A 14,143-nucleotide genomic window follows, 5' to 3' on the forward strand; every position below is an offset into this window, starting at 1 on the left:
TCATGACCAGTTTAGCGAATTCCCCGCTGGGCCTCATCGGTCTCAAGGGGGATTCTTACCACGCCTCATGGTCCCAGGTGCGCCCGTCGAGCTCACCGGCGGCCAACTCCACGCGGTGCGCCTGTTCGCGCAAAAAATCCTGCAGCGCGACGTAAAACGCGCGGTCTTCGTAGCTCGGCGCCGCGTCAGCCGCCGCCTGAGCAGAGGCGATGGCCCATTCAAGTTCACTCATCCGTCATCCTCCGCCTTGAGTTCCCGCAGCGTGTCTTGCAGCCGCTCGTATTCCTCGGCCTGGTTGGCCACGTATTCGGCCAGCGCGGGTTGCTCGGGCGTCGCCTGCGCTAGTCGCGCCTGCCACCACGCCTGCCGGTCGGTAAAATGCTGGCTGGCGGCGGTGAGGTATTGCTGATAGCGAATCAACAGCCGCTGGTGGGCAAGTTCAGTTTGGTAACTGAACTGGGCAATCGGCAACGGCGGCAGCAAGGTCATCCCCGTGCGGCGCGCCAGCGCGGCATAAGGCGCCAGCAAGGTACTGAGACTCACGCCGACCGCACCGCCGAGTTGAAACGCGGCCGCGGGTTGCCCAAGGCTAACCACCAGCCCCAGCTGCTTGCCGCGCAGCCGCCCGCCACGCGCAGCATCGACTAAGTGCGCCTGCCACACGGTGTCCAGCCACGCCTTCAGCGCAGCCGGCGCCGCGTACCAATACAAGGGAAACTGCAACACGATGCGGTCGGCGCCAAAGAGTAATGCCTGTTCCGCAGCCAAATCGAGATGCGCGGGCAACGCGTGCCAGGTGACATTGGTCAACGGCGCGGCGCTGGCCTGCAGAAACTGCTGCGTCGCAGACGTCGCCAGCTGCGGATGGGCGACGATAATCAGTGTCTTCATGCTTGCCCCTCCTGGATGGCTTGGGTGAGCTTTTTTTGCACCGTCGGCAGCGCCAAGTTCGTCGCCGAAAGCGAAGGCACCCATTGCGCCGGCAGAAAATCGAGGGCAAACGCCTTTGTCTCGGCGGTGAGGATCGTCAGTTGCCACTGGCGGTGCGTGAAGGTATGGCGCACCAGCGGCAACCCGGCGGCGCGCAGCGTCACAGTGTGGCCGGCGCGCTGACTAAACTCGGCGGCCGCTAACGTAATTTGTTCGGCCAGTGGCTGCTTGACCCACGCCGCTCTCGCCACCAGCGGCATCAGCCACAGATTCGCCAACAACCCCGTGCTCGGCCGCTGTTCAAGCAACCACCCGGCCGGGCTGTGAATCGCCAAGGCGAAATACTGCACGACCTGGGGCTTAGCCTTCTTAGTTTTCACCGGATAGGCCAGCACGGTATCGGTGCGCAGGCTTTCGTCAAACGCCGCCACCGGGGAATGCGCCGCATCGGGATCCTTGGCGCGCATGTAGCTGCTACCCAGATCCATCACGGCCTGATTGAAGTCGCCGGGACGCTGGGGGTCAATCAGCTGGCGAATCAAGTCGGCGAAGAGCTGGCGCGTGGCGGGCTTGGTGATGTCCGCGTCGATGCAAAACAGCCGCGCAAACACGCGAAACGCGTTGCCGTCGATGGCCGGCTCCGGCTGGTTAAAGGCGATGCTGGCGATGGCGCCGGCCGTGTATGGCCCGATGCCGGCAAGCTCGCGCAACCCGGCGGCGGTGGTGGGCCACTGGCCGCCATAATCGGCCATCAGTTGCTTGGCCGCGCGGTGCAAGTTGCGGGCCCGCGAATAATAGCCCAGCCCTTCCCAGGCCTTTAACACCGCGGACTCGGGGGCTGCGGCCAAGGCCGCCACCGTGGGAAAAGCGGCCATGAACCGCTGGTAATAAGGAATCACCGTATTCACTTGCGTTTGTTGCAGCATCAATTCGCTAACCATCACGTGATACGGATCGTGATCAACCCGCCACGGCAAGTTGCGGCGGTTGGCGTCGTACCAGGTTAATAGGGCCTGGCGGAAGGCTTTGATTTTAGTAGGAGACCAAGTGAGTAAAGTTGTCATGCTTTGATTATACGAGAAATAATTGGGCAAAACAAAACGCCTAGATCGAGACGTTGCCTTCGTTCAGGTCAACCTGGGTCAAATAGGCGGTTTGGTTGTAGGCATCCACGCCGCAGCCGTGAGGCGTTGCGGCGATGATCGACGTCGATAAGTTTTTCAGCCCCAGCAGCCCCTCGCAGCCGGTGAGCTCGCGCATCCCCAGCTGGCTGATGCCGCCGTGGCTGAACACCAAGGCATTCTCGTCGGGGCCAAGCGTCGCGAGAATGTCCCGACAGGCGGCCGCAAAGCGCCGCCGCGCCGCGGCAAAATCCTCCACGCCAAGCTCGGCCAACGCCGGCGAGTACTCGCGGCGCGACAACTGGCCGAATAATTCCGGCGTCTGCGCAATCAACTCGGCACGAGCGCGCCCCTCCCACTGGCCAAACGACAGCTCACGCAGCCCAGAATGCACCTGTAAGGCCGGCGCCGGGTGCCGGGTGAAATACCCCAGGGTGAGCGTTGCCGTGTCGTAAGCGCGCGTGAGCGGGCTCGTATAGGCAGCCGCAAAGGCGTATTGATCCAAATAGCCGGCCAGCTGCTGAAAGGGCTGCGGGTCATTGGTCAATAACGGGCTGTCTGCCCCGGCGCCTTGCAACCGGTGGGCCAAGTTCCACTGGGTTTTGCCGTGGCGAATAATGAATAAGCGCCGCATCACAGGCGCCCCACTGTGTCGCCGCGCAGGCCGCGCCGCAAGGTTTCTAGCGCCGTGACCTCATCGTGGGCGATGTTGCCGAGGTTGACCTGCGGCCCAAACTGCAGAATCAACGCGACTTGTTGCGCCTTCAAGGGGGCCTCGAAAATCAACTGGTCGATGCCGTTGGCCGTCAGCGCCGCCAACATGTCTTTTTTGATGTTGCCGGCTTCGTCGTAGATGCCGATGTTCTTGCCGGCTTCGCGCGCCTCCAGCAACACGTAATGCGCACCGTGGTCGAGGTCGGCTTGAATTTGCGCCATTCGGTCCGAAGCGGTTAACGCGTGATCCAGCGCTGGGTTCTTCTTGCCGACCTCGGAGATGACGAAGAAACCGGCTTCACGAGCCTGGCTCAACACCTGTGCCCGGACGGCCGGGGCCACGGTGGTCGAGCCGTCGCTGACCTCGATGCCAGTGAAGCCCAACGCCTTAGCCTCCGTGAAAAACTCGGCGAGCTTCCCTGCGGCCAACGCCACTTCGAGTAAGGTGCCACCGGGATACGTGGTGATGCCGTGCCGCGCGTACAGCGCCGTTTTGGCCGCGATCACGTCTTGCTCCGACGTCGCCGCCGTGCCCCAGCCGAACTTGGCAAAGGTGATGTGGGCCCCGGCCACGCTCAGCAAGTCGCTAACGGCATTGAGCCCCAGCCCCTTGTCCAACATCATCGTCTTGCCTTGATCGGCTTTGCCGCCGAGTTCCTGAAATGCTAACATTCGTGCCTACCTCGTTTTCACTGATTAATAGCAATCATTATAGCGCGAAAATAAGGTGAAAATGTGAATGGCGTGAGAAAAACTAGCGCGCCGCCCAGCGCCGCCAACCCCAAATCGCCATGGTGGCCACGAGGCTCACGACCAGCCAGCCGGCCGCAATCACCAAAACGCCCAGGCCAATCGCCGAAAGTGTACCGTAACCCGCATGGCGAAACTGCACCACCGGCAAACGGCTCGGCTGCGCGATGGCTGCAATCAGTAGCCGCAATGCCACCAACCCCGCCCCGGTGAGCGCGCCGAGCTGCCAAGCCGGCCGCGGTGCCCAGTCGGCCGTAAAATCGTCGTCATCCGCCGCGCCAAGCAGCTCCCGGGCAAACAATTCCGTGGTGGTGGCGTTAGGCGTTTGCCACCGCGCCCAAGCGTAGGCCCAGCGCGCGGTGGCCGTGGCGTTCAACTGGCCGGCGAGGTCGCGCTGTAGCAACGCGTTTTGCAGCGTCACCTTCAACGTTGCTTCCACTGGCCAGTCGCTAGCGGCCAGAAAATCCATCGCCAGCTGCAACCCCTCCTCGCGGGTGACCGCCGTCGGGTCGGCGGCGCTAGCGGCGACAACGTGTTGCCACTGCGCGGCCAATTCGTCGTCCCCATCGGTTTGCCAGCGCTCGAGATCCTCAACGTAGTCGCCAACTTCAAACGGATCCTCTGCCGTGTCGTATTCGGTGAAGAAGATCCACAAGACACCGGCCACCGCGGTGGCCGGTAAGGTGGCCGGCGCCGGTGGTGGCGTCATACTTTGCCGGTGCTGCGCCCAGCGCACGGCCGCCGCCCCGGTGGGGTGGGCGGCCAGGCGCTTGCCAAAGGAAATCAACTCAAGCGGCGTTTGCGCTTGTAAAAACAGCGCCAAGGCGGCCAGGCCCTGCTCGTCGCTAACGGGTTGCCCCGCCGGCACCACCTGGCGCAGCGCTTGCTGCCACAGCTGCCATGGCACCGCGTCGCTGGCCGGTTGCGCAATGGCCAGCGGGTGCAACTCGTCTAACCACGCACTTAGCGTGTCGCTGAGCTGCTCGGGAGCTTCCCCACCCAAGTCATCGTCGGCTAGCCACGCACCGGTGAGCCAGTAATATGCCGTTTGCCATGCTTCAAAGTCCGTCAATTCTACGCCTCCAATGTTAAACCGGTCCAGTGTACCAAACCCCGGACACCGAATGGCGGATTATTGCAGGGCTGCTTGCCGGCGCTCCGAGCGTAAGGCCACCAGCCCCAGCACGACGGCCACCAGCATCAGGCCCAACCCCACCAGCATGATGCGATGCAAGCCGGTAAACATGATGGCCCGCATCCGCGGCAACAAGCGCACTGGCAAGAAGCGATTGCTGGCGGCATTAGACAGATTGTTCATCATTTTCATCGTGATGTGCGGCGAATGGGCGATGCCGGCGCGCAAGGCAGCGTTCATGACCAGGCCATACACCGCCGTGGTCAGCGTCTGGCTGAGCATGCGAATCAAGAAGCTAAAGCTCGTGGCCACCGGCACATCCGCCGGCGCCGCGTCGGTTTGCACCTTGACCTGTAGCTCGGAGAAGCACAGCCCGTTGCCATAGCCTTGAAACGCGCCGGCCACCATGATCAGCCAAAACGGCGCGTGCGCCGACACCAGCACCATGATTAAAAACGTGATGGTCAGCGTCACGATCCCCACCAGCACCACCTGATACGGCGAGAGGTGCCGCCGCAGCGGCGCTGCGGAGCCGGAGCCGAGGAAGTTGGTGACCGAGCCGGGAATCTGCGTGCAGCCGCCAATCAGCGCCGACACGCCAAGCATCGCCTGCACCCACATCGGCGCGTAGACGATATAGGCCATAAAGGCGCCCCAAATCACCGTAAACAAGGCGAAGTCCAGCACCAAGGCGGAGTTGGCAAACAAGCGGCCCGGAATCACCGGATCCGCAGCGCGCCGCTCGACTTGCGTCAACGCCGCCAAGCAGACGACGGCCACCACCGCCAAGCCCGCCAACAACCCGACTTGCGGCGTTCCAATCAATTCGATGGCCGCCAACAGCGCCGTGAGGCCAATCGTTAACAGCCAGGCGCCGAGGTGATCCACCGGGGCGTGCCGCGGCGCCACGGGCCGTTCCTTGAAGTCCAGCTGCACCAGCACCGCCGAAATGATCCCAATCGGCACGTTCAGGTAAAACACCCAGTGCCAAGACCAGGCGTCGACGATGGCGCCGCCGACCAGCGGGCCGATAATGGTGGCCGTCGCGTAGCTGGCAGACACGAAGCCGAGAATCTGCAGCCGGCGCCGTGGATTCTCATACAGCTGGGCGTAAATGATGTACGGCAAGGACACCATGCCGCCGTTGCCGATTCCAGCCACCGCGCGGGCGATGATCAAGGTCAGCATGTTTGGCGCCAGCCCCTGCAACAGGCTGCCCAGCACAAAGGCCAAGGCCGACAGCTGATAGGCGCGCTTGTTGCCGATGCGCTCGCCGAGTTTGCTCCACAGCGGCGTCGACACGGCGGTTCCCAACAGGAAAATGGCGACGATCCAGCCCATTAATTCCAACCCGTGCAGGTCGGCGATGATGGCCGGCAAGGCGGTATTCACAATGGTGTTATCCAGTCCACTCATGGCGTTTGATAACACCAGCGCGAAGGTGACAATGAAAATAGCGTGTTTATTCAAGGCGACTTCTTTCCAAACGATTTATAGTACAGTATAGCGCAAGCAAAAAGCCCCGCGAAGCCGCGGGGCCTGGTGCCTACTCGGTGGCCTTTAAGGCGCCGACCATATCGATGTGCTGCAGGCGCTTGTGCGTTACCAGCATCACGATGCCGGTGAACGCCGCCATCAACACGGCGGCGACCACGTAACCCGGCCAGTGAATCACTAATGGAAACATGACCTGTGCGGTGCTGGCTTGCTGAAGGATGTACCACAACAAGCCGTTGCCGACGAAGAAGCCGGCAAGCACCCCGACGATGGTCAGCACGATGTTTTCACGGGCGACATACATCGTCACTTCCCGGTCGTAGAACCCGAGCACCTTCACCGTCGACAACTCGCGAATCCGTTCGGACACGTTGATGTTGGTCAGGTTATACATCACGATGAAGGACAACAGCCCGGACATGATGATAAAAATCAACACCACCGGCGTCATCATGGTGCCCATCTTGTTCACCGTGGTGCGCTGATCGGCGGTAAAACTGGTCCCCAACACGCCGCCGGTGGCCAACAGGCGATGCGCCAGCCGCTGGCGCTGGCCCTTGGATTGCGCGGCCAGCCGCACCAGGTAGGCGTTCGGCGTCGCCGCCTGCCCCCAGGCGTGACGGTAGGCGGCGGGGCTGAGGTAGAGGTAATCGCCCATGTAGTTACGGGTGATGGCGGCCAGGCGCAGCCGCACCGTTTTGCCACTGGTCAGGCGGACTTGGATGCGGTCGCCGACGTCGGCCGCCAAGAGCTTGGCGGTTTTCTGACTGACCACGGCCCCGCGGCTAGGCAAGTGAATCGCTTGGCCGGCCGGCGTCGCCAGGTGGATGTACTGGTCAAACGCGCCGGTTTGCGGGGTGAACACATTCACCGCCGCCACACTGTGCGCGCCGTGGCGCACCGTGGCGGTATTTGCAGCAATTTTGGTACTGCTGCGGTACTGCTTGGTCGCCGTTAACTCCCGGTGGGCCGCGTCATGCTGGTGGTCCGCCAGCTGTACCAAGGCGTCGTAGGTGATGATTTGCGAATACTGACGCGTACCGGCCGCGGCAATCGAATCGCGCAGGCCAAACCCCGTCAGCAGCAACGCACACCCGCCGGCGATGCCGACAATCGACATGATCATGCGGCTCTTGTAGCGGAATAAGTTGCGGTAGGACACTTTTTGGTTAAAGTTCAGCCGCGACCACAGTGGCGTGATGCGTTCCAGCAAGATGCGCTTGGCGGACTTTGGTGGCTTCGGCAGCAATAACGCCGCCGGGCCTTCCTGCAGCTCGCGCCGCACCACGATGACCGCCGCGCCGACCGTGGCCAGTAACGACGCGACCAGCGCCAGGCTAAACGCACCCCACTGGAAGCGCACGGTGGTGGTCAGCGGCAGGTACTGGTCGTACATCATCAGGATAAACCGCGGCAGGGTCAAGTTACCCAGCACGCTCCCTAACCCGCTGCCGATGATTGCCGCGGAACAGGCATAAATCAAGTAATTGCGCGCGATGGCCCACTTGCCGTAGCCCAAGGCCTTAAACGTGCCGATTTGCCCGCGCGCCTCTTCGACCATGCGGGTGATCGTGGTAAAGGTGATCAGCGCCGCAATCAGGAAGAAGAACACGGGAAAGACGTTGGCAATGGCGGCGATGCGCTTGGAGCTGTCGCCGTATGCCGCAAACCCAGGCAGATCCGAGCGGTCCTGCCAGGTGTAGGTGGTGACGCTAGCGGCCTTGGCCTGCTGGCGCGCGGCGGTGAGCTTGGCGGTCGCGGATTTGAGCTGCGCGGCTTGGGCTTCGATGGCAGGCGTCGTGGTGACGGTGCCGTGGCTAGCGGCGGCCACTTGCGCCTTGGCAGTAGCGAGCTGACGCTGCGCCGCGGCCAGCTTGGCCGCCTGCGCAGCGATCGGCTTCACGGCCGAGTCGTAAACTTCCCGGCTGCGCGCCTTGGCCCGGGTGGCAAAGACGCGTTTTAACGCCCGCAGCTTGCGGTTGCGCGCGGTGTCATACGCCTTGGCAAAGGTGTTGTGCCCCTGCAAGCTGGCGAAGCGAATATTGAGCAGGGTCGCCACCGGCACGTCGAGCTGGCTGGCCGGCACCGCGGTGAACCAATCCACCGTGCCGTCGCCGACGTTGGCCGCCCCGCGCAGGCTGTTGTCGATATACAAAGGCGAGTTGGCGAAGCCGACGATGGTAAACCGGCGCCGCTTGACTTGTGCGCCTCGATCGAAGCTGAACGTTTGGCCGAGGCGATAGCCGGCGCTTTTGGCCTGGGCGTCGAGGACGATTTGGTTGGCGGCTTGAGGCAAGTGGCCGCTGACCAGGCGCAGCCGATTGATCTGCTGGCCCGCCTGATAGCCATAAAGCGCCACGACATTGGCGTTCTTGCCGCCGGTGGCATAGGTGAACTTCACCGCCTCGGCGCGCGCACCGCTGACCTTGGCCGCGGTGGTGACGTCTTCATGCGTGAAGCCGGTGGTGCTCATCAGCTGCACGTCGCTGAGGTGCAGGTCTTGCACCGTGGTGGTCAGCGACTCGTTGAGCCCCGGCCCCGCCGCGCGCACGCCGACGAAGGTCAAACACCCCAACAGGATAATTAAAATAATGGCGATGAAGCGGCCGCGACTGGCCCGAATCTCACGCCACAAGTTCTTGGTCATCGGTTTCATGCGCTCACCATTCGATTTCTGCCACCGGCGTCGGCGTCGGGTTGTCTACCACTTCGCGCACGCGGGCGTCGTTGATGCGAATCACGCGGTCGGCCATTTTCGCCAGCGCCGCGTTGTGGGTGATGATCAGCACGGTTTTATTCGCCTTGCGTGAGGCGTCTTGCAGCAGCTGCAAGACCTGCTTGCCGGTTTCGTAGTCCAAGGCCCCGGTCGGCTCGTCGCACAACAACAGCTTCGGGTTCTTCGCCAGCGCGCGGGCGATGGCCACGCGCTGCTGTTCGCCGCCGGACAGTTGCGACGGGAAATTATCCAACCGCGCCCCGAGCCCGACTTGGCGCAACGTCTCGGTGGCGTCTAAGGCGTCGGGCACGATGGAATTGGCCAGCTCGACGTTTTCCTTGGTGGTGAGGTTCGGCACCAGGTTATAAAACTGGAAGACAAAGCCGACGTCGCTGCGCCGGTATTGGGTCAGCTGCTTGTCGGAAAACTGCGCGATGTCCACCCCGTCGATCAGCACCTCCCCTTTGGTTGGCGTGTCCATGCCGCCGAGGATGTTCAGCACGGTCGATTTGCCCGCGCCGCTGGGGCCCAGGATCACGGTGAGTTGGCCTTGTTCGCATTCAAAGCTCAAGTCGTGATTGGCGTCGATTTGCGTTTCGCCCATTTGGTACGTTTTGTATTCGTGTTTGACTTCGATATAGGCCACGGCTTGCCTCCTGAAAAAATTGATTGCTATTATTATCGCGCATTGCGAGCGGCGTCGCCAGCCACAAAAAAACCCACCTCAGTCGCAACAGACTTGGTGGGATTCTCGATTACAAGTTAGTGTCAGCCTAGTTCTCACTTTCGAGCTTTTCGGCTTCCTTGTCGATTGTGGCAAACCCTGACTCGGTCTTCTTTTGGGGATGCTCGGCCCGCTTCTTTTCAACTTCTTGGATCAGTGCCTTGCGTTCCTGTTTACTGAGCTTTCCTGCCATGGTTCTCGCCTCTTTTATGGTGATTTGAGGGGAGGGCGATCGGGCTCTTCCGACGTCATTAGTGTAGCACAATCCAACCGACTTAGCACATGCGATTGGCGGTTGCCAATTACGCGCCGCGATGCACGACGGTCAGCGTGCTGTCGCCGGCGCCGGTGGTGCTGACGCGCAATTGATCGGCAATGCCGTCGCGCAGCTCGCTGACGTGGCTGATGATGCCGATCATGCGGTCGCCGTCGATGGTTTCTAGCGCCTGTAACGCCGCGTTGAGGCTGGCGGTATCCAGCGACCCGAAGCCTTCGTCGACGAACAGTGCGTCGATGGTGATGCCCCCGCTTTCGCGCTGAATCACGGTGCCGAGCGCCAAGGCAAGGCATAACGCAGCGATGAAGCTCTCCCCGCCGGACAAGGTGTGCACGGAGCGGGTGGCGCCGACTTGATCGTCGTAAACGTCGATTTCCAAGCCGGTATCATTCTTGTGGCTGCCTTTTTCCTGGTGGAGGCTGAACTGGTAACGCCCACCGGTGAGCTGGTGCAGCCGCGGATTGGCCACGCTGAGCACCGAATCGAGGTAGGCGCGCAGCACATAGCGCTCGAGGCTGAGCTTCTCCGGGTTGTCGCCGGCCAACACGGCGGCCAAGTTGGTGATGGCCGCGGCTTCGGCCAAGGCGGCCTGGTTCTGCGCGGCGAGCTTGGTCACTTTGGCCACCAAGTCTTGGTTGCGCAAGACGCGGTCGCGCGCCGCCACGGCCGCCTTCAGCGCCGCGGTGGCCGCTTCGGCCGCTTGCGCAGCGGCGGCTTGCAACGCCGGCAAATCCGGCGCGCCGGCCGCGCCAATCGTCGCCGTGGCCTTGGCCAGCAGCGCCTTGGCGGCAGCGACGGCTTCGTTGTAGACGGTGACCTGCGCGGCCAAGTCCGGCAGCTCGCCGAGGTGGGCCTGCAGTTCGGTGAACGACGCCGAGTCGGCGGTGCCGAAAAACGCCGTTAACTCAGCCTCAAACTTGGCCTGCACCGCGGCCGCGGCAGTCGTGGCCGCCGCCAGTTCCGTCTTGGCGTGCCGCCAGTCGGCCGCCACGGTGGTGACCTGAGTTTGCGCGGCGGTTAACGCCGCCGCCGCTGCGTCTTGCGCCGTCGTCAGCTGGTGAATCTTGGCGGTTAAGTCGTGCTCGCTGGCCTCGGCCGCCGCCAAGTCCGGCAACGTTGCCGGCAGGCTGGCCTGCTTGGTGGTGTAGGCCGTTTGCGCCGCGGTGGCGGCGTGATCGGCTGCCATGCGCTGGTCGGCCGCCGTCGCCACCGCGGCACTGGCCGCTTGGCGCTCGGTGGCCAAGGTCTCGGCCGCGGCGGTCAACTGCTTAGCCTGTTTCGTTTCTGCCGCCACGGTGGCCTTAAGCGTGGCCACCTGAGCCTTCAGCGTCGCGACGTCGCTCACCTTGGCGGCGGCCAAGGCGGCACTTAGCGCGGACGTGGCCGTCGCTTGCGCGGCCGTGGCGGCGTCGAGTTGAGCGGCCAAACCGGCACGTTTTTGGACGGCGGCGGCCGCCGCCTTGGCAGTGCGTTGCCGAGCATCATCGGCCGCTTGTAAGGCCGCGGCGCTCACCGACTGGGTGGCCACGGCTTGGTGCGGCGCCGGATGCTCCAAGCTGCCACACACCGGGCACGGCTGCCCCGGCGATAGCTGCGCCACCAAGCCGGCGATTTGATCCTGCAGGCTGGCGTCGTGTAGCGTCGTGTAGGCCTGCTCGGCGGCACTCGCCGCTTGGTGTGCCGTTGTTTCCGCGGCAGCGGCCGCAGCCGCATCCGCAGTGAGCTGGGTGACTTGCCGGCTACCGGCGGCCTGTTGCTCGGCCAGCGGTGTGATGGCCGCCAGCTGGCGATCGGCGGCAGTGTATGCCGCAGCGTGACTGGCCGCCTGCAAGTCGACTTGCGCCTGCTGATTGGCGGCAAGCTTGGTCGCCAGCGCGGCCTGTTTACTCTGCGCCGCGGCTTCTGCCTCTTGGGCGGTGGTCAAGGTTGCGGCGGCCTGCGCCGCCGCAGCTTTCAACTTCGCCACTGCAGTCAAGGTCTCCTTCACCTGGCCGAGCTCAGCCAGCTGTTGCTTGGCCGCGTCGAGCTGTGGGGCCTGCGCCTGCGTGGCAGCGACTTGTTGCTGCGCCTCAGCCAAGGCCGCGACGGCCGGCTGCTTGGCCGCGGTCGCCGCGGTGAGGCGCGCTTGCCAGTCCGCCTGGCGGGCTTGAGCAGCAGTCACCCCGGCTGCCGCGTCGCGATGCGCCTGAACCCACCGCAGCTGCGTGACGCGCTGCGTCGTGTCGGCCATTGCAGTGGCTTGGTGCTGCAAGTCGTCGAGTTGGCGTTGGGCCTGCGCGCGGTCGGTGAAGGCCGCAGCCAGCGTCTCACCGGCCGTTTGAGCGGCCTGCGCCTGGTCACGTTGCTGCGCCGCTGCCGTGGCCGCCGCCTCTGCGGTGGTCGCGGCCTGGTCTTGGGTGGCCACGGCGGCCTGCATCGCCGCCAAGGCATCGGCGGTCAGCGTCGACTCTGGCGCCTCGCGCTCCCCCCAATCAAATTGGGCGATCGTCGCGGTGAGCTCGGCGGCTTGCGCGGCGGTTTTGGCGGAAGCCGCCTTGGCGCGCTGGCGCAAGGCGTCTTGCCAGCGCCCGTACAGCCCGGTGTTGAACAGGTGGCGCAACAACGCCGCCTTGTCGTCGCTGGAGGCGTCGAGAAACTGGCGGAACTGCCCTTGCGGCAACAACACCATTTGCCGAAACTGGTCGGCATCGAGGTGCAGCAAGTCTTGAATCCGCGGCCGCACGTCGCGTTCCTTGGTCCATTCCGCCGTCTCGTGCCCGTCAATCGCCACGTTCAAGGCGACGCTGGCCGGCCGGTTGGTCAGCCCGGTACCGCTTTTCTTGGCCAACAGCTGCCGGGGTTCGCGAGTGATGCGATAATCCTTGCCGGCGTGAGTGAAGGTCAAGGTCACCCGCGTCGGCGCGTCAGGCGCGGCAAACTTGCTGCGCATCTCCTCGCCGGAGCGCTCGCCGCCGGTGGTTTGGCCGTACAAGGCGTACACCATCGCGTCAAAAATCGTCGTCTTGCCGCTGCCGGTGTTGCCGCTGATGAGAAACACCGACGCGCGGTCGAATGCCGTAAAGTCCACCGCCGCATCGCGATACGGCCCGAAGTTTTCCATGTGCAAGGTCAATAAGCGCATTAGTCATCCTCCTTGGCCGCAGCCAGCGCCGCATCCGCCCACGCCTGCTGCTCAGCCGTTAATTCTGCGCCGGTGACGTCGTGGTAAAACTGCGCCAATAACTCCTGTGGCGACAGGTGCCGCACCTGCTTGGCCGTGGCTGTCGCGCCGGTGACGCCATGCGCGCGGTCGAGGCTAATCAAATAGGGAAACGCCTCGCGCAACGCCGCCATGACATTCGGGATCGCCTCGGTGTCCGTCAGCGTCACGGCCGTAAAGGCGTCGCGGTCCGGCTGGTCCGGGGCGGTCAGCTCGGCGTAGCTGGCCGTGCGGTGAATCAACTCCCGCCGCGGCGCCAGCGCCACAAACTTGCGCGTCAACGTCTCGGTGTCGACGATGTACACGCCTTTTTCCTGATTGGCTTCGCTCACCGAGAACTTCAGCAGCGACCCGGCGTATTGCACCTTGGTAGCTTGCAGCGCGTGGCGGTTGTGCAAGTGGCCCAGCGCCACGTAGTCGAACGGCGCCAAGTCGCTCACCGCCACGGCGTCCAGGCCGCCGACGTTCACCAGCGTCTCGGAGTCGGAGTGCTCGCTGCCCGCGGCAAAAAAGTGCGCCACCAACACGTGCCGCTTAGCCGGGTCAAACAGTGCCTGCATCGCCGCCACCACTCGCGGCATGGCGAGGTTCAGGTTGGTCAGCGAGTCGTCGTTGAAATACTGCCGCGCGGCAATCGGCTCGAAGTATGGCAGCAGGAAAAACTGCGTGTCGCCTAACGTCACCGGGGTGAACGCCTGGGCTAGCTGCGTGTTGAGGTACAGTTGCGTGCCGGCAAACCACTCGCGGCCGGTGTTCAACCGCACCGCCGAGTCGTGGTTGCCGCTAATGGCCAACACCGGATAGCCGAGCTCGCGGTTGAGCTTGGTGAGCATGGCGTTGACCATGGTGACGGCGTCTTCGTTGGCCAGCGCACGGTCGTATAAGTCCCCGGCGATGACGATGGCGTCGACCTGCTCAGCTTTGGCCGTGGCCACCAGCCGGTCGAATACGGCTTGCTGATCCTCCGCCAGGTTAAACCCCGCCAACGTCCGCCCAATATGCCAATCTGCGGTATGTAAAAAGCGCATCATGATCCCTCCCGAAAGTCGTTAGGGTCATTATGCGCCGCAGGGTGAAGCG

Annotated in this window: 12 protein-coding genes; all 12 read right to left on the reverse strand. The window is 63.5% G+C overall.

The genetic code is table 11. From position 1 onward, the window contains the following. Positions 1-55: 55 nt before the first annotated feature. The 12 genes from FD02_RS11370 to FD02_RS08365 all read right to left on the reverse strand — a co-directional run bounded on the left by FD02_RS11370 (position 56) and on the right by FD02_RS08365 (position 14,091). On the reverse strand, positions 56-232 hold the full coding sequence (locus FD02_RS11370) for a hypothetical protein (protein WP_191980326.1): 177 nt from the start codon (positions 230-232) through the stop codon (positions 56-58). Beyond that, entirely contained in the window at positions 229-891 is a 663-nt protein-coding gene (locus tag FD02_RS08320; RefSeq protein ID WP_056951658.1) for an NAD(P)H-dependent oxidoreductase, read from the reverse strand. The genes FD02_RS11370 and FD02_RS08320 overlap by 4 nt, the downstream gene beginning before the upstream one ends. Beyond that, positions 888-1,994, reverse strand: a complete 1,107-nt coding sequence (mutY, locus tag FD02_RS08325; RefSeq protein ID WP_056951901.1) for an A/G-specific adenine glycosylase — start codon at positions 1,992-1,994, stop codon at positions 888-890. The genes FD02_RS08320 and mutY overlap by 4 nt, the downstream gene beginning before the upstream one ends. A 40-nt stretch (positions 1,995-2,034) precedes the next feature. Beyond that, on the reverse strand, positions 2,035-2,685 hold the full coding sequence (locus FD02_RS08330) for a histidine phosphatase family protein (protein ID WP_056951659.1): 651 nt from the start codon (positions 2,683-2,685) through the stop codon (positions 2,035-2,037). Continuing rightward, a complete protein-coding gene (gene comA / locus FD02_RS08335) occupies positions 2,685-3,437 on the reverse strand; it encodes a phosphosulfolactate synthase (protein ID WP_056951661.1) in 753 nt (250 codons plus the stop codon). Before comA ends, FD02_RS08330 begins: the two co-directional genes overlap by 1 nt. Positions 3,438-3,519: 82 nt before the next feature. Beyond that, complete coding sequence (locus tag FD02_RS08340) at positions 3,520-4,587, reverse strand: hypothetical protein (RefSeq protein WP_056951662.1); 1,068 nt, start codon at positions 4,585-4,587, stop codon at positions 3,520-3,522. Positions 4,588-4,647: 60 nt separating this feature from the next. Continuing rightward, positions 4,648-6,120 carry an MFS transporter gene (locus FD02_RS08345; protein WP_175265363.1) on the reverse strand — a complete coding sequence of 491 codons (1,473 nt, stop codon included), beginning with the start codon at positions 6,118-6,120 and terminating at the stop codon, positions 4,648-4,650. Between the two features lie 76 nt (positions 6,121-6,196). Then, entirely contained in the window at positions 6,197-8,803 is a 2,607-nt protein-coding gene (locus tag FD02_RS08350; RefSeq protein WP_056951663.1) for an ABC transporter permease, read from the reverse strand. A 4-nt stretch (positions 8,804-8,807) separates the two neighbouring features. After that, positions 8,808-9,509, reverse strand: coding sequence for an ABC transporter ATP-binding protein (locus FD02_RS08355; RefSeq protein ID WP_056951664.1), 702 nt, complete (start codon positions 9,507-9,509; stop codon positions 8,808-8,810). Positions 9,510-9,636: 127 nt separating this feature from the next. Further along, entirely contained in the window at positions 9,637-9,780 is a 144-nt protein-coding gene (locus FD02_RS11375; protein ID WP_175265346.1) for a hypothetical protein, read from the reverse strand. 109 nt (positions 9,781-9,889) lie between these two features. Continuing rightward, positions 9,890-12,985, reverse strand: a complete 3,096-nt coding sequence (locus FD02_RS08360; protein ID WP_056951666.1) for an AAA family ATPase — start codon at positions 12,983-12,985, stop codon at positions 9,890-9,892. Beyond that, positions 12,985-14,091 carry an exonuclease SbcCD subunit D gene (locus FD02_RS08365; RefSeq protein WP_054723618.1) on the reverse strand — a complete coding sequence of 369 codons (1,107 nt, stop codon included), beginning with the start codon at positions 14,089-14,091 and terminating at the stop codon, positions 12,985-12,987. Before FD02_RS08365 ends, FD02_RS08360 begins: the two co-directional genes overlap by 1 nt. Positions 14,092-14,143 lie beyond the last annotated feature (52 nt).

Origin of the sequence: Lacticaseibacillus nasuensis JCM 17158 (genome assembly GCF_001434705.1) — a bacterium.
In the GTDB taxonomy this organism is placed as follows: domain Bacteria; phylum Bacillota; class Bacilli; order Lactobacillales; family Lactobacillaceae; genus Lacticaseibacillus; species Lacticaseibacillus nasuensis.

Bases quoted from the DNA above. Each gene is read 5' to 3' on its own strand.
- comA (WP_056951661.1), bottom strand. From the start codon at position 3,437: ATGTTAGCATTTCAGGAACTCGGCGGCAAAGCCGATCAAGGCAAGACG.
- FD02_RS08320 (WP_056951658.1), bottom strand. From the start codon at position 891: ATGAAGACACTGATTATCGTCGCCCATCCGCAGCTGGCGACGTCTGCG.
- FD02_RS11370 (WP_191980326.1), bottom strand. From the start codon at position 232: ATGAGTGAACTTGAATGGGCCATCGCCTCTGCTCAGGCGGCGGCTGAC.
- mutY (WP_056951901.1), bottom strand. From the start codon at position 1,994: ATGACAACTTTACTCACTTGGTCTCCTACTAAAATCAAAGCCTTCCGC.
- FD02_RS08330 (WP_056951659.1), bottom strand. From the start codon at position 2,685: ATGCGGCGCTTATTCATTATTCGCCACGGCAAAACCCAGTGGAACTTG.
- FD02_RS08350 (WP_056951663.1), bottom strand. From the start codon at position 8,803: ATGAAACCGATGACCAAGAACTTGTGGCGTGAGATTCGGGCCAGTCGC.
- FD02_RS08360 (WP_056951666.1), bottom strand. From the start codon at position 12,985: ATGCGCTTATTGACCTTGCACATGGAAAACTTCGGGCCGTATCGCGAT.
- FD02_RS08365 (WP_054723618.1), bottom strand. From the start codon at position 14,091: ATGCGCTTTTTACATACCGCAGATTGGCATATTGGGCGGACGTTGGCG.
- FD02_RS11375 (WP_175265346.1), bottom strand. From the start codon at position 9,780: ATGGCAGGAAAGCTCAGTAAACAGGAACGCAAGGCACTGATCCAAGAA.